23 protein-coding genes are annotated in these 22,965 nt (G+C 40.7%); 14 read left to right on the top strand and 9 right to left on the bottom strand.

Annotation, left to right across the window (positions count from 1 at the left end; translation table 11 throughout):
• Positions 1-37: 37 nt before the first annotated feature.
• Both ABWP91_RS16485 and slyA read left to right on the top strand, forming a co-directional pair.
• Positions 38-277 carry a DUF1289 domain-containing protein gene (locus ABWP91_RS16485; RefSeq protein ID WP_353244163.1) on the top strand — a complete coding sequence of 80 codons (240 nt, stop codon included), beginning with the start codon at positions 38-40 and terminating at the stop codon, positions 275-277.
• A gap of 533 nt (positions 278-810) precedes the next feature.
• Entirely contained in the window at positions 811-1,245 is a 435-nt protein-coding gene (gene slyA, locus ABWP91_RS16480) for a transcriptional regulator SlyA (protein WP_353244162.1), read from the top strand.
• 496 nt (positions 1,246-1,741) lie between these two features.
• Here the strand turns inward: slyA and ABWP91_RS16475 are convergent, their stop codons facing one another.
• On the bottom strand, positions 1,742-2,209 hold the full coding sequence (locus ABWP91_RS16475; protein ID WP_219248657.1) for an outer membrane lipoprotein: 468 nt from the start codon (positions 2,207-2,209) through the stop codon (positions 1,742-1,744).
• Between the two features lie 529 nt (positions 2,210-2,738).
• On the opposite strand from ABWP91_RS16475, the gene anmK reads away from it, so the two are divergent.
• From anmK to pdxY, 4 genes are all read left to right on the top strand, one after another.
• Positions 2,739-3,860 carry an anhydro-N-acetylmuramic acid kinase gene (anmK, locus tag ABWP91_RS16470; protein ID WP_353244177.1) on the top strand — a complete coding sequence of 374 codons (1,122 nt, stop codon included), beginning with the start codon at positions 2,739-2,741 and terminating at the stop codon, positions 3,858-3,860.
• 19 nt (positions 3,861-3,879) lie between these two features.
• Complete coding sequence (gene pdxH / locus ABWP91_RS16465) at positions 3,880-4,533, top strand: pyridoxamine 5'-phosphate oxidase (RefSeq protein WP_353244161.1); 654 nt, start codon at positions 3,880-3,882, stop codon at positions 4,531-4,533.
• Between the two features lie 161 nt (positions 4,534-4,694).
• Complete coding sequence (gene tyrS, locus ABWP91_RS16460) at positions 4,695-5,969, top strand: tyrosine--tRNA ligase (protein ID WP_353244160.1); 1,275 nt, start codon at positions 4,695-4,697, stop codon at positions 5,967-5,969.
• A 225-nt stretch (positions 5,970-6,194) separates the two neighbouring features.
• Positions 6,195-7,058 carry a pyridoxal kinase PdxY gene (gene pdxY / locus ABWP91_RS16455; protein WP_353244159.1) on the top strand — a complete coding sequence of 288 codons (864 nt, stop codon included), beginning with the start codon at positions 6,195-6,197 and terminating at the stop codon, positions 7,056-7,058.
• 66 nt (positions 7,059-7,124) lie between these two features.
• Here the strand turns inward: pdxY and gstA are convergent, their stop codons facing one another.
• On the bottom strand, positions 7,125-7,730 hold the full coding sequence (gene gstA, locus ABWP91_RS16450; protein WP_353244176.1) for a glutathione transferase GstA: 606 nt from the start codon (positions 7,728-7,730) through the stop codon (positions 7,125-7,127).
• A 305-nt stretch (positions 7,731-8,035) separates the two neighbouring features.
• On the opposite strand from gstA, the gene ABWP91_RS16445 reads away from it, so the two are divergent.
• Positions 8,036-8,902: a DUF817 domain-containing protein gene (locus ABWP91_RS16445; RefSeq protein ID WP_353244158.1), complete on the top strand. Its 867-nt coding sequence runs from the start codon at positions 8,036-8,038 to the stop codon at positions 8,900-8,902.
• A gap of 18 nt (positions 8,903-8,920) precedes the next feature.
• On the opposite strand, the gene sapF is transcribed toward ABWP91_RS16445, so the two are convergent.
• The 7 genes from sapF to pspF form a co-directional block, all read right to left on the bottom strand.
• Positions 8,921-9,724, bottom strand: a complete 804-nt coding sequence (gene sapF, locus ABWP91_RS16440; protein WP_206084057.1) for a putrescine export ABC transporter ATP-binding protein SapF — start codon at positions 9,722-9,724, stop codon at positions 8,921-8,923.
• Positions 9,724-10,719: a putrescine export ABC transporter ATP-binding protein SapD gene (gene sapD / locus ABWP91_RS16435; protein WP_206084058.1), complete on the bottom strand. Its 996-nt coding sequence runs from the start codon at positions 10,717-10,719 to the stop codon at positions 9,724-9,726. The genes sapF and sapD overlap by 1 nt, the downstream gene beginning before the upstream one ends.
• A complete protein-coding gene (gene sapC, locus ABWP91_RS16430) occupies positions 10,719-11,609 on the bottom strand; it encodes a putrescine export ABC transporter permease SapC (RefSeq protein WP_353244157.1) in 891 nt (296 codons plus the stop codon). The genes sapD and sapC overlap by 1 nt, the downstream gene beginning before the upstream one ends.
• Entirely contained in the window at positions 11,596-12,561 is a 966-nt protein-coding gene (gene sapB, locus ABWP91_RS16425; RefSeq protein WP_353244156.1) for a putrescine export ABC transporter permease SapB, read from the bottom strand. The genes sapC and sapB overlap by 14 nt, the downstream gene beginning before the upstream one ends.
• The gene (gene sapA / locus ABWP91_RS16420) at positions 12,558-14,243 is read right to left on the bottom strand and encodes an ABC transporter substrate-binding protein SapA (protein ID WP_353244155.1); all 1,686 of its coding nucleotides are present in this window, start codon (positions 14,241-14,243) and stop codon (positions 12,558-12,560) included. Before sapA ends, sapB begins: the two co-directional genes overlap by 4 nt.
• Positions 14,244-14,598: 355 nt before the next feature.
• Entirely contained in the window at positions 14,599-15,219 is a 621-nt protein-coding gene (locus tag ABWP91_RS16415; protein ID WP_353244154.1) for a hypothetical protein, read from the bottom strand.
• Positions 15,220-15,732: 513 nt separating this feature from the next.
• Complete coding sequence (pspF, locus tag ABWP91_RS16410; RefSeq protein WP_353244153.1) at positions 15,733-16,746, bottom strand: phage shock protein operon transcriptional activator; 1,014 nt, start codon at positions 16,744-16,746, stop codon at positions 15,733-15,735.
• Between the two features lie 298 nt (positions 16,747-17,044).
• Here pspF and pspA point away from each other — a divergent pair, with 298 nt between their 5' ends.
• The 7 genes from pspA (at position 17,045) to tyrR (ending at position 22,963) form a co-directional block, all read left to right on the top strand.
• Complete coding sequence (pspA, locus tag ABWP91_RS16405; protein WP_206084064.1) at positions 17,045-17,710, top strand: phage shock protein PspA; 666 nt, start codon at positions 17,045-17,047, stop codon at positions 17,708-17,710.
• 70 nt (positions 17,711-17,780) lie between these two features.
• Positions 17,781-18,011 (top strand): envelope stress response membrane protein PspB, encoded by a 231-nt coding sequence (gene pspB / locus ABWP91_RS16400; RefSeq protein ID WP_206084065.1) that lies wholly within the window; start codon positions 17,781-17,783, stop codon positions 18,009-18,011.
• A complete protein-coding gene (gene pspC, locus ABWP91_RS16395) occupies positions 18,011-18,367 on the top strand; it encodes an envelope stress response membrane protein PspC (RefSeq protein WP_353244152.1) in 357 nt (118 codons plus the stop codon). Before pspB ends, pspC begins: the two co-directional genes overlap by 1 nt.
• Before the next feature lie 85 nt (positions 18,368-18,452).
• The gene (locus ABWP91_RS16390) at positions 18,453-18,632 is read left to right on the top strand and encodes a phage shock protein PspD (protein WP_353244151.1); all 180 of its coding nucleotides are present in this window, start codon (positions 18,453-18,455) and stop codon (positions 18,630-18,632) included.
• A gap of 83 nt (positions 18,633-18,715) precedes the next feature.
• Positions 18,716-20,113, top strand: a complete 1,398-nt coding sequence (locus tag ABWP91_RS16385) for a YcjX family GTP-binding protein (protein WP_353244150.1) — start codon at positions 18,716-18,718, stop codon at positions 20,111-20,113.
• Positions 20,110-21,165: a YcjF family protein gene (locus ABWP91_RS16380; RefSeq protein WP_353244149.1), complete on the top strand. Its 1,056-nt coding sequence runs from the start codon at positions 20,110-20,112 to the stop codon at positions 21,163-21,165. Before ABWP91_RS16385 ends, ABWP91_RS16380 begins: the two co-directional genes overlap by 4 nt.
• A 238-nt stretch (positions 21,166-21,403) precedes the next feature.
• A complete protein-coding gene (tyrR, locus tag ABWP91_RS16375) occupies positions 21,404-22,963 on the top strand; it encodes a transcriptional regulator TyrR (RefSeq protein ID WP_353244148.1) in 1,560 nt (519 codons plus the stop codon).
• The last annotated feature ends 2 nt before the right edge of the window (positions 22,964-22,965 follow it).

The raw sequence follows: 22,965 nt of genomic DNA, 5'->3' as shown, positions 1-22,965 counted from the left end.
ACCTTTATGATAGTTTTTGCATTTGAAGGGGGGAACGATGGCTGAGCAACTCGAGTTTTTTGAAATACCTAGCCCTTGTGGTGGGATCTGCCAAACAAATGAACAAGGCTACTGCCGAGGTTGTTATCGAACCCGAGACGAAAGATTCAATTGGTTAAAATTTTCGAATGCAGAAAAACGCAATATAATTCGATTATGCCGTCAGCGGTATCTGAGATTGATAAATAAAAAAATTATTCAAGATGAAATTACGGATAGTCAGCAATCGCTTTTTTAATGAATAAAATGGGGGGAATACGTAGTTTTAATCATATGATTTATATTTGATTAAAACTAATTCATTGCTAATTATTTAAATTTTATTAATTTCAGTGTTTACATTTCAATTAAATTTTATTTATTAAAAATCAATATGCTTGGGTTAAATTGAATTTCATATTGAATCTTTTTAAGATTAACTATATTGTTTTGTTTTTTAAGGATTTATATTGAATTGTATTTTCTGTTTTTATTGATAATTACGCTAAAGACTAAAATAGATAGATTCGAAAGAAGACTCCAGCTATTCTTATTCGTAGAAAGATTGAGAGGCTATAGTATTTTACTAGGTAGGTTTCTATGTCGAAATAGATAATTATTAGTATGATACATATCACTTTCCACAGGATAAATATCACTATAAATAGGTATTTGTTAACTTCTATGTCAATAAAAAGTTGTAAACATAAAAGGAAATTAATATATAATTTAAAAAATAATATGAGTCTGGTATATTTTTTAGACATTATAATTATATAAAAGGAGGGTAAATTGGAATCACAAATAGGGACAGAGCTATCACGTGTAGTTCGTATGTGGAGATCATTAATTGATCATCGGTTAAAGCCACTAAAACTTACGCAAACTCATTGGGTTACATTACATAATATCAGCCAGTTACCCCCTGAGCAATCGCAGATTCAATTGGCGAAAGCGATAGGTATTGAACAGCCGTCATTAGTCAGAACATTAGACCAATTAGAGGAAAAAAAACTTATTTCGAGACATACTTGTGCAAATGATAGGCGCGCAAAAAGAATCAAACTAACCGAGGAATCTGAGCCATTTATTAAAACTGTTGATCAAGTGATTAACAACACACGTGTTGAAATTTTAAGTAACATTAGCCAAGAGGAACTTGACCTGTTATCGCAACTTTTATTAAAACTTGAAAGAAACATTATTCGCTTACAGAGTGATTCATGATTTATATAATTTCAAAAGCAATAAGTAAAGTAATGGCCATCTAAGTAGGCTGTTATTAGCACGTTTAGTTTGAAATGATTTAAATGAAAAGCATATAAAATCCATATAACTTTGGCTATTCCATAATTGAAAGTTATGGCGATGGTATTTTAATGAAATCACTCTAATGTGTTATAGCTATTGTGAATAGAAAACAGGATTAACCCTATTTATGTCGAAATACATAGCTAACTAGCTTAATAGAAAATGCATTAGTTAGAATGGAAAAGATTTTTATGAAAATGGTAACATGTATCTCTGCTGCGTAGAATAAATAAGTCAGTATTTTTAGTTTATAGGCAAAGGTCTAAATATTAACGTAAACATCATTAGTTAATTAATAAAAAGTTATTCTAAATGCGATGTAATTGATTGCTAAATGTCATTGAATGGCAAATCATAAGTGATGTTCACCGACACAGTTGTCGGTGAACATGCTTTAATCATTAACATGGCACTAGCGAGGGGATACGGTAACGGTATTTCCGCTATTTGCAATCATGACACGTTGGCCATTACGAAATGCGCTAGGATCTTGTTTTTGTACAACAACGATATTTTTACCGCTATCTAAACGGATCTCTAATTGAACACCTTGGCTTCTATTTAAAGCACCTTGTGCTTGTTGCCCAGCAAGACCACCTGCGATAGCACCTGCTGCAGTTGCAAGAGTATTTCCTGTACCACCACCAATAGTATTGCCTAATAAGCCACCCAGAACTGCACCGCCAATAGCGCCGATGACATTGCCATCTTCACCCGCTTGAATAGTCACAGGGCGAGCATTCAAAACAGTACCATAGGTCACAGTCTGAACCTGTTTCGCGTCATTGGCTGAAATAGTATCACCAGAAAGTGTACTGGTATTGACACAGCCTGATAACGCTGCAACTGCAACAACACCTACAAAAACTTTCTTAAGCATAATAACTCCTATGAGATTTGCTGTTTGTGGCACTAACATAGCATCGTATATTTGTTTCCACTATAAACACAACAAGTATCAAAATAATGGTATTTAAAGCGATGGTTAGATTACTAATTCTGATTTAAATAGAGTGTAAACACTAGGTAAAATATCTCAAATTCAACAATATTTCATCGAGTAAGGCACGGTTTGTTAAACATACCTCTCTAACCGTCATTTTATGAACGTCATTTCGCATTGATAGCTAAAATGCATTCAAATAGGGTTCGTTCAAAATCAAAACACTTTTCATGTTTAGCTGATAATTTTATTGCAAAACATTATATTTAGAATTTTAAATCCATATATTAAAAAACGCCATTTTTATTTAGGTTGTAAAGAAAAATTTGTCCTGATAAGAAATATTTATTATTCCTGCGAAGCGGCACGAGAAATTACATCGAATTGTTGACAAAATTCTCCTTCAAAGCACAATCTTTAATAACTGAAATTGAAAGCGAATGTGCACTCTGAAGGAACAAGAATGATGATTAAGTCAGGCCGTTACATAGGGGTTATGTCAGGAACCAGTTTAGATGGGGTTGATGTTGTTCTCACTGCAATTAGCGATAAGTTTGTTGCCGAACAAGCTAGTTTGAGTGTCATATTTCCGATTGAGTTGAAAAAAAGAATTTTGAATATCTGTCAAGGTCAAGAAACGACATTATCTGAGATTGGTAAGATAGACCGTGAATTAGGCTCACTTTATGCGGACGCGATTAATCAATTATTGGTGCAAACAGGGCTAATAGCCGAAGATATCATTGCTATTGGCTGCCATGGGCAGACCGTTTGGCACGAGCCAGACGGAGAGCAGCCATTTACGATGCAACTTGGTGATAATAACCGCGTTGCTGCGTTAACGGGTATCACGACAGTGGGTGATTTTAGACGTCGTGATATGGCTTATGGCGGTCAAGGTGCACCATTAGTGCCAGCCTTCCACTTAGCTGTTTTAGGCCATCCAACCGAAAAACGTATTGTTTTAAACATCGGAGGGATAGCAAACATTACAGCATTACTCCCAGGCGCTTATGTGAAAGGATATGACACAGGGCCGGGCAATATGCTGATGGACACTTGGACATGGCGTAATCAGCAAAAAGCATTTGACCAAGATGGCGAGTGGGCTAGTGGCGGTCAGGTCGATAATGCATTGCTCAAAGTGATGATGAATGACTCATATTTCAAGCGTTCATCACCAAAAAGTACAGGGCGTGAATATTTTAACGCACAATGGTTAGACCAGCATTTAATGCATTTCCCCCTCATTTCAGCGCAAGATATCCAAGCAACATTATGTGAATTGACGGCTGCATCTATCGCTGAACAAGTTTTATTATGCGGTGGAAGTGAGCGACTCATTGTTTGTGGTGGTGGCGCTAAAAATACCTTTTTAATGCAGCGGTTGTCGGCTTTGCTCCCCGGTATTGAAGTTGCGCCAAGTGATAAATTTGGTCTGAGTGGTGATGACATGGAAGCCTTGGCATTTGCTTGGTTAGCTGCGCGTACTGTCGCAGGGCTATCCGGTAATCTTGCTTCTGTGACAGGGGCGACAAGAGAAACTGTTTTAGGCGCAGTGTACCCTAAAAATAGTGATAAAAAATAACCGAACTGAAGGATATCAAATGAATGAGATAAATGAAGTTGATCTCGCCTCTGTCCGTCGTGAGTACACAAAAGGCGGGCTTCGGCGTAATGACCTAACGCCTAATCCATTAACCCTTTTTGAATTATGGATGAAGCAGGCGTGTGAGGCGCGGTTAAGTGACCCGACAGCAATGTCAGTGGCGACCGTGGACGAAACAGGGCAGCCATATCAGCGTATTGTACTGTTAAAGCATTTTGATGATAAAGGCTTGGTATTTTATACCAATATGGGAAGTCGTAAGGCTCAACACCTTGAAAAAAACAATAAAATAAGCTTGCACTTCCCGTGGTATCCACTTGAACGTCAAGTGAATTTTACGGGTGTTGCTGAGCGTTTAAACCCGATTGAAGTGGTTAAATATTTCCACAGCCGGCCTAAAGATAGCCAAATTGCTGCATGGGCTTCAGCACAATCCTCTAAAATTTCGGCAAGAGGGATTTTAGAAGGTAAATTTTTAGAGTTAAAACAAAAATTTAAGAATGGAGAAGTGCCTTTGCCGAGTTTTTGGGGAGGCTTTCGTGTGGTATTTGATAGCGTCGAATTTTGGCAAGGTGGTGCTCACCGCCTGCATGATCGTTTTTTATACCAGCGGGAAGGAGATGGCTGGAAAATTGATAGATTAGCCCCTTAGGATCATGTTTTTTAGCTGGCACTTAATTGATATGCGCTTTATGCTATAGACTCGTTTAAGAAAACTGACAAATTACACTGGCGGGTTTGTGATACTCATCAAAAACTCGTTGGCCATTCAAACCAAAATAGATAGACAAAATACAACTGATGGAGTCATTGATGTCTAGCAATAACCTGATTAAACAATTGCAAGAGCGGGGCCTCGTTGCCCAGGTAACGGATGAGGATGCGTTAGCAGAGAGACTGGCGCAGGGCCCTATCTCTCTCTATTGTGGCTTCGATCCTACCGCTGATAGCTTGCACTTGGGACATCTGGTTCCCTTGCTGTGTTTAAAACGATTCCAACTAGCCGGGCACAAGCCTGTGGCGTTGGTAGGTGGCGCAACGGGTCTTATTGGTGATCCGAGCTTTAAAGCTACTGAACGTAAATTAAATACTGCAGAAACCGTTCAAGAGTGGGTTGAAAAAATCCGTAATCAAGTTTCACCATTTTTAAGTTTTGATTGTGGTGATAACAGCGCACGTCTTGCCAACAACTATGATTGGTTTGGCAAAATGGATGTACTGACTTTCTTACGTGATATTGGTAAACATTTTTCTGTTAACCAAATGATTAACCGTGAGTCTGTTAAGCAACGTCTTAATCGTGATGATGTTGGTATCTCTTTTACTGAATTTGCGTATAACCTGTTACAAGGTTATGACTTTGCAAATATGAATCATGAAATGGGTGTAGAGCTGCAAATTGGGGGTTCTGACCAATGGGGTAACATTACCTCAGGTATTGATTTAACGCGTCGCCTTCATCAAAACCAAGTGTTTGGTATGACCGTTCCATTGATCACTAAAGCGGATGGCACTAAATTTGGTAAAACTGAAGGTGGTGCAGTCTGGTTAGATCCGAAGAAAACCAGCCAATACAAATTCTACCAGTTCTGGATTAACACGGCGGATGCAGACGTTTATCGCTTCCTGAAATTCTTCACCTTTATGGAACTCGACGAAATTAATGCGTTGGAAGAAGAAGATAAAAACAGTGGTAAAGCCCCACGTGCACAATACGTTTTAGCAGAACAAGTGACTAAATTAGTTCACGGTGAAGCAGGTTTAGCCGCAGCTAAACGTATTACTGAAAGTTTATTCTCTGGTGCGGTTTCTGACTTAACTGAAGCGGACCTTGAGCAATTAGCACAAGATGGTATGCCATGCATCACTTTAGAAGATGGTGCTGACCTGCAACAAGCTTTAGTGGATTCGGAATTGACGCCATCCCGTGGGCAAGCAAGAACAGCGATTAGCTCTAACGCGGTTTCTATCAATGGTCAAAAACAAACTGAGCCTATGTATGTTTTTACGGATACTGATCGCTTGTTTGGTCGTTATACCTTAATCCGCCGTGGTAAGAAAAACGATTGCTTAATTAATTGGAAATAGCTCTGACTAACCTTTGTAATATCAGCCCGGGGTATTTTCCGGGCTATACTCGACATTTTTCAAGCTGCATGCCTGTTGGTTGTAGTGAGCTAGTAGAATGGCCTATTTATTAGGCTAACTTTTCTTGTCGCTAACATGCAATTTGAATTGGTTGAGTATGTTCATATCAGCAATGGCTAATCACTGATTTCTCTTCATTCGATATAACAATTCTCTGGGTTCTTAATGAAAAGCGTATTATCAATTCAATCCCATGTTGTTTTCGGTCATGCAGGAAACAGTGCTGCTACATTCCCTATGTGCCGTATGGGCGTAGATGTGTGGCCACTTAATACCGTTCAATTTTCTAATCACACGCAATACCCGCAATGGGCGGGAACTGTATTTCCTGCGCAACACTTAACTGATATTGTCGAAGGGCTCGCTAAAATTCACAAGCTTGAAGTCTGTGATGCTGTGCTAAGTGGCTACATCGGTTCTGCGGAGCAAGGTGACGATATACTCGCGATTGTGAAAAAAGTGAAAACAGCTAATCCACAAGCCTTGTATTTTTGTGATCCTGTCATGGGGCACCCTGAAAAAGGCTGTATTGTTGCACCTGGTGTTGCTGAGTTCTTATGTGAAAGGGCATTAGCAGCAAGTGATGTTATTGCGCCAAATTTACTTGAGCTAGAAACACTTGCAGGCAGAACAATCAAGACGGTCGAAGAGGCTATTGAGGCAGCGAGGGAACTTTGCCACAAAGGGCCAAAAATTGTTCTCGTAAAACATTTAAGTCGTGCAGCTTATCGAGCTGACCGCTTTGAAATGATTTTGGTTACCGCGGAGCATAGCTGGCACGTTAGTCGTCCATTGGTTGATTTTGGTGAAAAGCAACCGGTGGGTGTGGGTGATTTGACGAGTGGCTTGATGCTAGTGAATTTATTAAAAGGTGAACCTTTAGATAAAGGACTAGAACACGTTGCTGCAGCGGTCTATGAAGTGATGATTAAAACAAAAGAGATGGGCGAATACGAGCTCCAACTCGTCGCGGCTCAGGACAAAATGGTTAATCCAGAACATAAGTTTTGTGCCACACAGGTAGACTGAATTCTGATTTATGGGTTGTTGAATAGAGATAGCGCCCTTTAGATTTAGGGCGCTATGATTGAAATCTTAGATTAAACCTTCGGCTTTTAATGCCTCTTGGACGTTCGGGCGTTTTGCAACTTTTACTAAGTAATCTTGTAAATGCGTTAAGCTTGATAAATCTAGGCCAACGTGTTTTGCCCAGCCACTTACCGCAAATAAATAAGCATCAGCGACGCTAAAACTGTCACCAGCAAAGAAGGCTTGTTTTGCTAGTACAGAGTCAACGTATTTGAATTTATTTAATAATATTTTTCGCACCGTGTCTTTATATTCATCAGGCGTTCCTGGTGTAAATAAAGGTGAGAAGTTTTTATGAAGCTCAGTCGATATGAAGTTTAATGCTTCCATTTGATGGTAGCGTTTCATTGAACCTGCAAGCGCAATCAGGTTTCTATCTGGCTTTTGGTCTGCAAGATACTGAACAATGACTGCACCTTCAGTGAGTAGCTCTCCATTATCTAACACTAGAGTAGGAACTTGGCCTTTCGGGTTTACAGCTAAGAAATCTTCACCTTTCTCTGTTTTTTTCTCTTTGATATTCACGCGTTCAATTGAAAAATCTAATCCAGTTTCACGTAAAATAATATGCGGAGAAAGAGAACAAGCACCGGGAGCGTAATACAATTTCATCATAGAACTCCTAAGTTATAAAATGGGCAATAACTCACAAATAAATATCTCTCTTGTTAAGTATATCACTACTTTCTGTTAGCAAATTGCCATCGGGTGCGAGCTGCACCATAAAAAGTGAATTTAAATGAAAATAAGAGCGAATAATTCCTAATCGTGTAATTTTGGATATTTCTGCTGAAAATGAATTAATCAAAGAGATTTAAGATAGTTACCTTATCGAAACAAAAACGAATTTGATAAAATCCCCCGCTGACTGATGCATAAAAATGAATAATAAATTTAAATAATAAGTGAGTGAATAAATGGGGAGTATGAGTTATAAGCTCAATTTTTTAGGTCAATTAGACCAAAAACTCATGGCTCATACGCCAAATAAGAGTCACGGTATTAAGCGTTTTATTTTAGAGTTTTGGTTTTTCGGTCTTATCAATGCACGCTCTTGCTTATTCGCAGGTTTTTTCTTTTTAGCGTTATTTTTGGTGCCTGCTAAAGGTATTCTAGGATTACCTCGTTATGATGCTTTGCTGATTTTTGCCGTCACATTTCAAGCCTTATTAGTGTGGTCAAAATTAGAAACATGGGATGAGTTAAAAGCGATTTGTGTGTTTCATTTGGTCGGTTTTATGATGGAGTTGTTTAAAACGTCAGCTACTATTGGTTCATGGCAATATCCTGACGAGGCTTTTACAAAACTTTGGGGCGTGCCACTCTTTACTGGGTTTATGTATGCAGCGGTAGGGAGTTATATTATTCAATCATGGCGCTTTTTTAAGGTTAGAATCGAACATTATCCACCATATTGGATGGCAACCTGTGTCGCGCTAGCGATTTATATTAATTTTTTCAGCCACCATTATATTGATGATTATCGCTGGTACTTAACGGCATTTATTTTTGGCCTGTACGCGCGAAGTGTGGTGTTTTACACACCACTTGATAAAGAGCGAAAAATGCCACTGTTGCTCGCCTTCATGCTAATTGGCTTTTTTATCTGGCTTGCCGAAAACTTTGGGACTTTTTTCGGGGTTTGGCAATATCCCAACCAAATTGGGGCTTGGTCAATGGTTCATGCAGGAAAATGGGGAGCGTGGTCTCTATTGGTGATTGTGACCTTTACGATTGTCGTTCACCTTAAACATATTAAGGCGAACGTTACTGTGGCTCGCTAATATTGCCAACACATATGATTACAAGTCTTGCCGCCATGCATCAATCGACAAGGGTTCGCCGAAATGACTTTCAATTAAACGGCGGGTTACATCATGAAGTGGGGCGGCAAGTACTTCCGCGGTATTGCCTCGTTCCACAACCTCGCCTTTATCCATCACTAACATTTTATCGCTAATATGCTTCATCATCCCAAGGTGTTGAGTGACATAAATATAGGCGATGTCATGTTTGGCTTGTAAATCGAGCATTAAGTTAATAATTTGCGAGCGCATGGACATGTCAAGTGAGGCCAACGCTTCATCCGCCACAATAATCTCAGGTTGTAAAATGAGTGCGCGGGCAAGGGCGATGCGCTGTTTTTGCCCTGATGCAAGCATATGGGGGTAATATTCTGCGTGATCGGCCAGTAAGCCGACTTGGCGCAATGTTTGGATGATCCGCCTTTCACGTTCTATACCGGTTAAATCTGTGTTTAATTTTAAGGGTAATTCAAGGGTTTGCCCGATGCGCTGCCGAGGGTTTAGCGATGTGCTTGGGTCTTGGAAAATCATACGAATACGCTGGCTACGGTAACTGTAGTCGCCAAAGTTTAGGCGCTGCCCGCGGATCATAATATCTCCGCTGGTGGGCTCAACAACCCCTGAAAGCATACGTGCTAACGTTGATTTTCCCGAGCCATTCGCCCCAATGATTGCAAGAGTCTGGCCTGCTTGCAAATTAAAGCTAATCGGCTTCACGGCTTGCAGCTCGTGACGATGAAACAAACCTTCACGAAAGCGGAACGTTTTTGTTAGGTTACGGACTTCTAATAACGTTTCCATTAGGGTTGCTCCTCAGTATTGAGTGGGTAATGGCAAGCCACTAAATGGTTTTTGATATTACGTAGCTGCGGAGCTTCAATACAGGTGCGCTGTGCATAAGGGCAACGAGGGCCAAGCCGGCAGCCAATTGGTAAATGCTCTAAGGAAGGAATTGCCCCGGGCAAGGTGTTTAATCGCCCTTTGTGGGGGATTGGGCTTTCAAAATCAGGAATGGAACGGATTAAGGCTTGGGTATAAGGGTGACGAGGGCGTTGCAGAATATCTTCAGGCGTCGCACTTTCCACGGTTTGCCCGCAATATAAAACATTAATTCGGTCGACTAACTTTGACATCATTTCCATATCATGGCTGATTAACAAAATTCCCATGTTATTGTTTTGATTCAGCTTATCGAGCAGACGAAAAATTTGCGCTTGCGTAGTGGATTCCATGGCATTTGTGGGTTCATCTGCAATTAATAAGCGAGGTTGATTAGCGATAGCGATGGCTATCATCACTTTTTGGCATTCGCCATCGGTGAGCTCATAAGGATAACTGTGCATGATATCTTTATGGTCTTTAATACCAACTCGATGCAAAAGCTCAATCGCACGACGTTTTCGCCAATTGAAACGTTGCCACCAACGACCTTTGTATGTCCAACCCGGAATGGATTGAATCAACTGCTTACCAATATCAGCTGCAGGGTCAAGGCACGATTGTGGTTCTTGGAAAATCATTGAAATATTGTGGCCAATTAGCTTACGGCGTTTGCGCGGGCTAAGCTTTAATAAGTCAATGTCTTGGAAGCGAAAGCGGTCAGCAGTAACGCGGATATTATCTTTGGTTACACCACAAATGGCTTTAGCTATCAAGCTTTTCCCTGAACCAGATTCGCCGACTAAACCACGTATCTCACCTTCAGAAAGCGTCATCGAGACACGGTCAACGGCTTTGACAGGGCCATTGGCAGTCATAAATTCAATCGTTAAATTGCGGATGTCTAAGAGTGGCATTATTCAACTCCCGCATTGATGGCGCGGTGCAAACCGTCACCCAGTAAGTTCACAAATAAAACACTTATCATAATTGCAACGCCGGGTAAGATCACCGTCCAAGGTGCAACGTAAATCAATTCTAAGGTATCACCTAACATAGCTCCCCACTCTGAAGAGGGTAACTGAGCACCTAAATCCAAAAAGCCTAAAGCGGCAATATCAAGGATAGCGATAGACAAAGCACGGGTTAATTCCGTGACTAAGATAGGGGTAATGTTAGGTAAGACGGTATACCATAAAATAAAGATGTTAGATGCCCCATCAAGGCGGGCAGCAACAATATATTCTTTGTCTAGTTCATCATGTACAGCAACGTAAATTGTCCTTACCATCCGCGGGATTAATGCAAGACAGATAGCCAACATGGCATTTTCAAGACTCGCTCCCATAAATGCGACAACAATAATCGCTAAGAGTAATGATGGGATGGATAACAGTGTGTCGAGGATATGGTTAAAGACGGCAGATTTTAACCCTTTCGTCATCCCTGCTAGGCAGCCTAAAACTAAACCAATAACGGTAGCAATAAAGGTGACAAAAATAGCAGAACCAAATGTGGATTTAGTTCCTATTAATAAGCGGCTTAAGATATCACGCCCAAGATCATCAGTACCGAAGAAGAAAGCAACTTCACCGTAGTGTGACCATGATGGGGGCGTTAATTGATACCCTAAAAATTGCTGGTCTAAGGCATAAGGCGCGAGGTAAGAGCCAATAAAACACAAAGTAAGCAAAAATAACACACCAAAAAAGCCAACCATCGAAACGATATCCGATGAGAATAAATTCCATACCACCCGTGTTGGGGATGGCATTTTCTGTTCACGATAAAAATTATCTGAGGACATACCAATCCTTATGTTTTAACGGGTCCATCATCGCGCCTAAAATATCAGAAAGCACGTTGACTGTAATGACTAATGCACCAATTAACATCACTCCCGCTGAAATGGCAGAATAATCTTCCTGGCGGATCGCAGTAACGAGCCAGCGGCCAAGTCCCGGCCAGTTAAATACCAATTCAGTAACCATCGTGAGTGTAAGCATAGTGGAAAATTGCAGGCCAAGCTTGGGGATAATTGGGGGAATGGCATTATGAAAAATATGGCGGCGAATAATTTTCAGGCGCGAAAGCCCGCGAATTGCAGCCGCTTTTATATAGTTTTCGCTCGCGATTTCTTCCGTACTGTTTCTGACTAAGCGAATGACTTCAGTGGTTGGTGCTAACGCGAGGGTAAGTACAGGTAAAATCATATGTTCTAAGACGTTAATTATCATCTCTTTGCGATAAGGAGAGTCAGACAACCATGCATCAATCAAGGCAAAGCCAGTTACGGGTTTTAGGTTATATAAGAGGTCAATTCGGCCAGAAACAGGGAGCCAGCCAAGGTGTAATGAGAAAAATAGGGTGAGCACTAAGGCTAAAACAAACACGGGAACGGAAAAGCCTAGTAAGGCAAACACGCTAATGGCTATATCGGCGGGTTTATTGCGCCAAAATGCAGCGATAATCCCAAGGGGAATACCCGTGGTTAAGGCAAAAACAAAGGCCAAAATACACAACTCCATGGTGGCTGGAAATGTGTCTTTTAGCTGTTCAGTGATTGGTTCGCCATTAATGCTGGACACGCCAAAATCAAAATGCAATAAACCGTCAAAGTAAAAAATATACGCATCAATGAGAGAGGCACCACTGAGCGGGGCATTAGGAGTGAAGTAGCTGAGGCTAAAACTCACCAATGACAAAAAGAATACGGTGACCAGTAACAGTAAAAAGCGACGTAATGAGTAGATAATCATGGTTGCGCCTCTTGTTTTTTCGCTGCCACTTTCGGTTTTTGCTCCATTTCACGGTACACGCCAGCAAATGAAGTATTTCCAAAAGCACTGATCACGAGCCCTTTCATATCATAACGGTATGCTTGTAAGCGTAATGAATAAGCCAATGGCAAAATGGGCAAGTCTTCACCTAAAATTTGCTGTGCCTGATGGTAGTAATCAATCCGTGAGGCTAATTGTTGGGTCAACAGCGCTTTATGCAAAATATCATCAAAGATAGGGTTACACCAATGGCTTAAGTTGGTTTGTGAGCTAATTGCTGCGCAGCTGAGCAATGGGCGGAAAAAGCTATCTGGGTCGTTACTGTCTGTTGTCCAGCCCGCTAATGTCATGTCATGGGTTCTGTCCATCAGCTGATTTTCTTGGAAACGACCTTCAACGGAGCGGATATTCATGGTGATGCCAACTTGGGCTAAGTCAGCTTGAATAAGCTCTGCCATTTTTAATGGGCTTGGGTTATATGACTGGGAAGCGATAGGTACCCACAAATCTAATTTTAGATTTTCTAACCCCATATCTTGCAGCATTTGTTTGGAAAGCTCAGGGTTGTAATCGGTAATTTTCGCTTGGTTATCATAGGCCCAAGATGCACGAGGCAAGATAGATGCGGCGGTTTCTGCGGTACCATAATAAATCGATTGCATAAGTCGCTCATTATTAATGGCGTAAGCAATCGCTTGGCGAACTTTGAGCTGGTCCAGCGGTGGCTTGCTGGTATTAAAGGCTAAATATGCAATATTCATCCCTGAACGCATGGAAATGCGCAGGCGAGGATCATCACGTAGGACTTTTAATTGGCTAGCGGCAGGATAAGCTAACACATCACACTCTCCCGTTAGGAGTTTTGAGATACGCCCTGTACCACCTGCACCCATATCAACGATAACCTCCTCCATACGAGGTTGGCCTTTCCAATAATGGTCATTTCTTAACAAGCGTACAAATTGCCCGGCTTGGTAGTCATCCAGTTTAAATGGGCCTGTACCGACGGGGCGCCAATCAATTAACTCTTGGCGATTAACGCTTGATAGTGAGTCAGCATACTGTGCCGAGAGAATAGGGGCATAATGAGTTGCTAAATGCCATAAGAATGAAGCATCTGGGGAATTCAAACGAAATTCCACGGTGTAATTATTGATTTTGCGAATGCTTTGCACACTGCTGGCAAATTGCAGGCTGTCAAAGTAAGGATAACGCCCGCCATTAATATAATGATAAGGATGGTTAACCTCAAACATCCGGGCAAAGCTAAAAACGACGTCATTTGCATTCATATTACGTGAAGGAGTAAACCAAGGTGTCTCTTGGAATTTAACATCTTTTCTTAGGTAAAGGCGATACGTTGCGCCGTTATCAAGCACTTCCCAGCGCTCGGCTAATTCGGGAATTAGCCGATATGTGAACGGGTCGACATCCAATAAGCGGTCATAAATTTGCGCACCTAGCGGATCAACGATTAACCCACTACTGACGAGTTGAGGGTTAAATGTTGTCACAATCCCATTCACACAGTAAATGAAACCCTTCTGGCGAATATCCGCAGGGACTTCATTAGCCACAATATCTGTAAAACGCTCTTGGCTACTGAGCGCATTAGCAGAGGTAAAAATGAGAAATAAAAACCAAAGAGTTAGTCGGCGCATAACACTGATATCGTTAACCTGAATTGACCTATTGTAGCGTAAAAAAGAGCAGACAGGGTATAAGCAAAATCAGGTGTTAAAATTGGGTGAAAAACGACCAAAAAAGAATGGCGATAATAGAATTGTGATGGTTATCACTGAAGTATGTCTTAATGAGAAAAAATCGCATTAAAAAGCTTTACAAATGACACTGATAACTATTATCATTCGCTTTGTCGGTTAAGTGTATACTTATATCGACAGGCATGACATTGCTCACATTGCTTCCAGTGTTTTATTTGATAGCCAGCTTGGGTGCTGGCTTTTTTTTATACATTTTTGATAGAAAAGATTGTGGCTTAAGATAAAAATGCGCTTATGGTTGTGCGGGTTTGTCTAAACCGACAAATTTTAAATCATCTTCCGTCACATAACCTTGTAGTGTACATAAAAAACGAACGACACCACGTTGCTCATCTTTCTCTATAATCATCATTTTTTCCGCAGCGTAAGGCTCTAATCCATATTTTTGAGTTGCATATTCATTAAATACCCATTTACTGACCAAATTATGCCTAATCATTGGCGCGTAAATATAGCTATTACCTATCTTTAGGATACTAATTTTTGAGGAGGTATGGCTGATGACTTCATCAAGGCTTTGCGTTGTTTCAAATCCCCAAAAATAGTACTGACCACGCATGCCCATATAAGTAAAATTATCATACTTATCAAAGTCGTTATGGCTAACAAAAAAACGGTTAAAGGTGACAATACCTGTTGGGGAAAAATTAAGATCAACGGAAAGAGGTGCACCATCATCAAACTTGGTGTTTTTTAAGGTGTTAGAGATATCCTGAAGTACAGGATACTCCTGAATTTTTTTAAAAAAAGAAGCATCACAATAGCTAAACGTACGCATCAATGATTCCGTATGAGCCACCGTCGATACCCCCAAGAGCAACAAAGGGATAGCCAATATGTTTATTTTTCTCATAATAAGCTCCTTGTGCTATAGCTATCATGGCAATATAGATATCACATAAATATATTTTTCGTTATGGTGAATTATGACAATATGTAAAAAAGGAATAAAAGGATCCGGAACGCGTTTTATCTCCTTATGTTTTTATTTTTTATCTTTTACGAATTCTGATAAGTAAAACGATAAGCTATTTGAATGAAATGATTTTATATAATTAAAATCATCAATATTTTCATTTTTACTTCATCTTGATTTTTAACGTAAATTTTCATTTGGTCAATGAATTTAATTTACAGAGTTATATAATTTATATATTTTACATTAAGGTATGAATTTAAAATTGAACAATCATCTTGCAATAAATATCGTGTAATAATTTGTTATTATGAGGAAATGCGTAAGTGTTTTAATGAAAGGACTCATTGAGCTGAAATATTTAGTAAGAAAAAAGACTAAATCAAAAATTATTTAAATAAAAACCGTGTAAATAATCAAGCAATATAGGTGAATATTGCTTGAGTATATTTATTCATGTTCAATGGTAATTTGATGTTTTTTGACTAATCCACGTAATTGGTCGTAGCTTAGTGATAGGGATTGTGCGGCTTTTCGCTGATTATAGTGGTTCATTACAAGAGCCCGTTCAAGCAGTTGCTTTTCAGTTTGTTGCTGCCATTGTCTCAAATCACAAGGTAACGCGGGTAGAGTGCTGTGTGAAGGCTTGCTTTCAGCCTTGTTGATAGCAGCTTCATGTAACTCAGCCAGTTTTTCGCCAAACGGATTGAAAATAATCGTATTTACTGGGGTGGTTTGATTGCTGTGACGGTAAACCGAACGCTCAATAACATTTTTTAGCTCCCGTACATTTCCAGGCCAAGGATATTGCAATAAAGCCTGCTCAGCTTCAGCTGTAAACCCTGTAAAATGCGAACGTTTTAATTCTCCACACATTAAAATGGCGAAGTGCTCTGCCAGTAATAATATATCTGGTTGGCGTTCGCGTAGGGGGGGAATACGAATTACATCAAATGCAAGCCTATCGAGTAAATCGGCACGGAAGCGACCTTGCTTGGCAAGTTCGGGCAGGTTGGCGTTGGTTGCACAAATCAAACGGACATCCACTCGCAGAGATTGACTGCCACCCACACGTTCTAATTCACCGTATTCGATCACCCTTAATAGCTTTTCTTGCACTGACATTGGCGCGGTAGCGAGCTCATCAAGAAACAACGACCCCTTATCCGCTCGCTCAAAGCGGCCTTGGTGCCGTTTTTGTGCGCCAGTAAATGACCCCGCTTCGTGGCCAAATAGTTCAGAATCCAGCAAATTCTCATTGAGTCCACTGCAATTGAGAGAGATAAAGGCTTCTTGCCAACGAGGTGAAAGGTAATGCAAGCGGTCTGCAATCAATTCTTTACCTGTACCACGTTCACCAATCACGAGTACGGGTTTGTTTAATAGGGCAAGTTCGGATGCCTGTTCTAGTACATCTAAAAAATTACTGGAAACACCGAGGATAGTATCGTTAGTGTTTTTCATGGTTAAATTTACCAATTATTGGTGTTATTTACCGATTTTTTAACTATAAACGAAATCAGCTTAATGTAAAGATGATTTATTAAATATAATAAAATCAAACAATTATTTGAATTTTAAACAAGTTGGCACGCTGGTTGCAATGTTTTGATCAGAGTTGACTAAGCGTTAGGTAAGAAAGATTTACCAAAAATTGAAGACTATAAAATAAATTGTTTCACTTACGGAGCGTCAGATTGGCTGGAAGCCACATCAGGTCAGGCGCTACAGAAATGATAAATCCATCAAGAGGAAATGAATAATGGGTATTTTTTCACGTTTTGCCGACATCATTAATGCAAATATCGCTTCACTGTTAGATAAAGCTGAAGATCCGCAAAAAATGATCCGCCTGATGATTCAGGAAATGGAAGATATGTTAGTTGAAATTCGTTCAACCTCTGCGCGCACTTTAGCAGAGAAAAAAGGCTTAGAACGCCGTATAGAAATGGGCGAAAAACAAGTTGCTGACTGGCAAGAAAAAGCGGAGTTAGCGCTAGTTAAAGATAAAGAAGATTTAGCGCGTGCGGCTTTAATTGAAAAACAAAAAGTCAGCGCGATGGTTGATACTTTAAAGCATGAACTGATTATTGTTGATGAAACATTGACGCGCTTAAAAGGCGAAATTTCAGAATTAGAAAACAAATTGCAAGAAACACGTGCGAAACAGCAATCTATGGTGGTTCGTATGGAAGCTGCACAATCTAGCCGTAATGTTCGCCGTCAATTGGACAGTGGCAAAATGGATGAAGCAATGGCGCGATTTGAGCAGTTTGAGCGCCGTATTGACCATATGGAAGGTGAGGCACAAAGCTACGGTATTGGTAAACAAAAATCGCTGGATCAGCAATTTGCAGAACTTAAAGCAGATGATGAAATTAGTGCACAATTAGCGGCACTTAAAGCTAAAATTAATAAAGACCAGTAATTGTATTTTGCCACTTTGGTATTTTGTGCCAGAGTGGCAAATAGACTAACCATATTGATAAGGAAATGTGATGGGCTACGTTTTACTGTCTCTCGTATTAATCATTTTTGTTATTTTTGTTCTGCCTGTTTGGTTGTGGTTGCACTACAGCAAAAAAAATAACGGACAGGGGAGCCAGCTAACCGAAAATGAAGTACAGCGTTTAATGCAATTAGCTGAGCAAGCTTCGCGTATGCAGCAACGTATTAAGACGCTTGAAGATATTTTGGATGCAGAACACCCGAATTGGAGGCAAAAATAATGACTCAATTTCGCAACCGTAAACTTTACCGTTTGTCAGATAGACGTGTGTTTGGTGGTGTATGTTCTGGTATTGCGGAATATTTAGAGGTACCTGTTGCTTTAGTCAGGGCGCTTGCCGTATTGGCTTTATTTATGAGCTTTGGTATCACATTAATTCTTTATATTGTTATGTGTTTTGTGGTGGAAACCGCACCGAGTGGGTATCGAAGTGAGCAAGATATCGGGCCTGAAGTTAGCAGCTTGATCAATCAAATTGATATGCAACTGAAATCAGGTGAAATGAAGCTACGCCAAATCGAGCGTTATGTCACTTCAGACACGTATACCGTAAACAGTAAATTCCGCGATTTATAATCATTGCATAGCCATCACAGGAAAGGGGTTAGGTTTTGGCCAAATCCCTTTTGTTTTTGTGTATGAGGAAGTCGGGGGAAGTAATATGCCGAAAATACCGCATCAGCGAATTAAAAAATATGCAAAACAACGTATTTTAGCGAAAGCATTTAAACTTTTTTTTGTGTTTTTACTCACCTATGGACCCGCAGGCCTTGTGGGACGAGTCATTAAATTGCTGAGCAGTAAATGGATAATTAACCTACTCATCAAGCGTTTAAGCTAATACAGTTTGTTTTATGCCAAATTATTGCGCAAAATAACGAGTAAGATTAAGCGTAATTACTAACGGGAAGTCTCGGGAGGAGCATGAAACGCCTGCAAAATGAATTGACAGATTTAATGAACCGAAGCGTTGATCGCCATGTCAGATTAGCAGTAACGGGGCTAAGTCGCAGCGGTAAAACTGCGTTTATTACTTCGCTGGTTAATCAGTTATTAAATGTGAATACAGGGGCGCGTTTGCCACTTTTTTCTGCGGCAAGGGACAAGCGGTTACTGGGTGTAAAACGCATTCCTCATCGTGATCTCTCAGTACCGCGCTTTGCTTATGATGAAGGAATTGCATCCTTGTATGGCCAGCCCCCTGAGTGGCCAACACCAACCCGTGGTGTGAGTGAAATTCGCTTGAAATTACATTATCGCTCTGATGACTCCTTTTTACGCCATTTTGTTGATAACTCATCCCTATACTTAGAAATTGTTGATTACCCTGGGGAATGGCTACTGGATTTACCGATGCTCGATCTCAACTTTATCGATTGGTCAGAGCAAATGAATACGCTCGTTAAGGGGGCGCGGGCACATTTAGCCCAGCACTGGTTAAGCCTATGTGAAAAGTGTGACCCATTAGCGCCCACTGATGAAAATTTACTAGCTGAAATTTCGAAAGCGTATACGCAGTATTTAATTGAATGCAAAGCACAAGGGCAACATTTTATTCAGCCGGGGCGTTTTGTTTTACCCGCGGAGCTGGATGGTGCTCCGGCTTTACAGTTTTTCCCTTGGCCAAATGTTGCAAAATATGGAGCAAAAGCCTTAGCGCACGCAGGGAAGAACACTAACTTTGGCGCATTACAACAGCGTTATCAATATTACTGCGAACATGTGGTGAAAGGGTTTTATCGCGATTATTTTCAGCGATTTGATCGCCAAATTGTGCTGGTTGATTGCTTGCAACCGCTAAACAGTGGGCCTGAAGCATTTAATGACATGCGCATGGCGCTAACGCAATTAATGCGTAGCTTTCATTATGGAAAACGTACGTTACTGAGGCGCTTATTCTCTCCATGTATTGATAAGCTATTATTTGCCGCCAGTAAATCTGACCATGTCACCCCAGACCAACACGCTAACTTAGTTTCTTTGCTGCAACAATTGGTGCAAGAAGCTTGGCAGCATGCCGCATTTGAAGGTATTAGCATGGATTGCATGGGCCTTGCTTCTATACAAGCAACCAAAAGTGGCATTGTGGATTATAAAGGGGAGAAACTACCTGCGTTGAAAGGTGACCGGTTAAGTGACGGACAGCCATTGATGTTCTATCCTGGGGAAGTGCCAAAACGTTTACCCACTGAACAATTTTGGCAACAGCAAGGCTTTCAGTTTGAAAATTTTAGGCCACAGCCAACACCGATTGACCAGCCATTGCCCCATATACGTATGGATAGTGCGTTAGAATTTTTGTTGGGAGATAAATTAAAATGAGCGAACCAATAAAACAGCGCCTTGATTTTGCTGATGATATTACTGATGAGAATGCCGAGAAACTAAGGCAAGCCCGTGTTTTTGACGACCATGAATTTGAAAACTTTACCCCAGTTGCATTAGAGGCCGAGCAAGAGGCCCAAGATGGGGAAATTGAGAGCCTAATTAATGAAGCGTTAAAACCCAAACGCTCTTTTTGGCGTAAGCTTATTGGCACAGCTGCGGGGATCTTTGCGGTTAGCGTGGTTGCCCAGTTAGGCATTTGGATCTATCAATCGTGGGTGACGCAAGATTGGACCGCATTAGGTACCGCATCGGCTGGTGGCCTGATGGTGATTGCAGGGGTTGGCTCTATTGTGGGGGAGTGGCGTCGTTTATATAAACTGCGCGAACGTGCTGAAGAACGGGATTTTGCTCGTGAATTACTGCATAGCCATGGAATGGGAAAGGGGAAAGACTTCTGTGAAAAACTGGTGAAACAGTCAGCATTGTCTGTACAACATCCCGCAGTTCAGCGTTGGCAAGGTATGCTACATGACTCGCATAATGACCGCGAAGTAGTTGAGTTATACAGCCAAATGGTTCAGCCAATCCTTGACGAACAAGCACGAAAAGAAATTAGCCGCTGTAGTGCTGAGTCCGCGATAATGATCGCGGTAAGCCCGCTAGCGATTGTTGATATGGCATTTATTGCTTGGCGAAATATTCGTTTGATTAACCGTATTGCGGTAATTTATGGGATTGAGTTAGGTTATTACAGCCGTATTCGGTTATTTCGTATGGTGTTGATTAATATCGCATTTGCGGGAGCTTCAGAGCTGATTCGTGAAGTTGGCATGGATTGGCTATCGCAGGATATTACCGCGAGGCTATCAACGCGTGCGGCACAAGGGATTGGGGCTGGGTTATTAACGGCACGTTTAGGGATTAAGGCCATGGAATTATGCCGCCCGTTACCTTGGATTGATAATAAGCCGCGGTTAGCGGATTTTCGCCATCAGTTAATTGGCCAATTAAAGAACGTTATTCCGAATAAAAAGGCAAAAAGTTAAGGAATTTGTAATGGCAGGGTGAGTTGACAGTTTTTGCTCACCTTGCAGTATTATTTTTTAATATTATGATTAATCCTTCCTAAAATGAATGAAAATTAGTCAAAAGCCATCATTTTATTCGGCTAAACTTGACTGAATTACAGTGTGTCAACAATTTGTGACACAAACACTGTCTTCTCCCCGCAATTAACGTTAAAATACGCCCATTAAATCGACTTCTTTGATAAGGTTTCCCTCCATGCGCCTCGAAGTGACTTGCCAAGACCGAATTGGTTTAACGCGTGAATTGTTGGATCTTTTAGTTCTGCAAAATATTGATCTTAAAGGGATTGAAATATCTCCACAGCGCCGCATTTACCTTAATTTTACCCCTGTCGATTTTCAAGTATTCAGCTCTTTGATGGCTGAAATACGTCGTATTAATGGTGTAATTGATGTTCGCCGTATATTTTTCATGCCATCAGAACGTGAACACAAAGCCGTATGGGCATTACTGAATTCATTCCCTGAAGCTGTTTTATCCATTGATAATAAGCTAAATATTGAATTGGTTAACCCAATGACACTGCAATTATTTGGTTATGATGAAACAAAGATACGGGAAAAAACGTTTGCTCAGTTGGTTGGAAACAGCGGGTTAGTGCGCTGGTTTGAGCGTGAATCCCCTGAGTCATATAGTGAAAAAGTGGCGATCAAAGGCCAAGATTATTTGATGCAGGTCACCCCGATTATTTTAGCGGATGAGACAGGTAAATCTCATTGTACAGGTGCTGTTTTATTGCTTAAGTCGGCAGCTGTTTTGGATAAGCAACGCCAGCAAGTGACTGAGGTGGATAATAGCGGTTTTGAGCAAATCATTGCGGTTAGCCCCGTGATGTCGAATGTCGTAGAGCGTGCAAAACGCATTGCAATGCTAGATGAACCGTTATTGCTGGTAGGTGAAACGGGGACAGGGAAAGATATTTTAGCCAAAGCGTGCCACCTACACAGCGCGAGGGGAAAAGAGCCGTTTTTGGGTTTAAACTGTGCCTCAATGCCTGATGATGTGGTTGAAAGTGAGTTATTTGGCTACGCCGCAGGGGCATACCCAAATGCAGTTGAAGGGAAAAAAGGTTTTTTTGAACAAGCTAATGGTGGCACGGTATTACTGGATGAAATTGCCGAGATGTCACCACAAATGCAAATTAAGTTACTACGTTTTTTAAATGATGGGACTTTTAGGCGTGTTGGTGAAGAACGTGAAGTGAAAGTGAATGTGCGGGTCATTTGCGCCACACAGAAAAATCTTCCTGCGCTGGTTGCAGAAAAAAAATTCAGGGAAGATCTTTATTATCGTTTAAACGTATTAACTCTGACCATCCCACCTCTGCGCGACCGTAAAGAAGATATCCTACCATTAACAAAAACCTTTGTTGCCAGTTTTTCTAAAGAATTACATATCACGGAACCGAAATTAGCTCCGTCATTAATTGAGTATTTAAGTGGTTATTATTGGCCTGGAAATGTCCGTCAATTAAGAAATGCGTTGTATCAAGGGTTAACACAGCTTGAAGGTAATACCTTAGATGCAGATAATATCCAATTGCCAGATGTGATAAATACACCTACGCTTGCTCTAGATTCACTGAATGGTTCTTTGGATGAAATAACCAAGCGCTATGAAGCATCGGTACTATCGCGTTTATATCGTGATTATCCGAGCACACGAAAATTAGCAAAACGTTTGGATATTTCGCATACGGCAATTGCCAATAAACTCCGAGAATATGGTCTTAATGCAAAAAAAGAGCAAGATTAAAT

The organism is Providencia sp. (genome assembly GCF_040396775.1).
In the GTDB taxonomy this organism is placed as follows: Bacteria; Pseudomonadota; Gammaproteobacteria; order Enterobacterales; family Enterobacteriaceae; genus Providencia.
The sequence above is the reverse complement of the archived record's forward strand: the minus strand, read 5'-3'. Positions and strand labels throughout refer to the sequence as shown.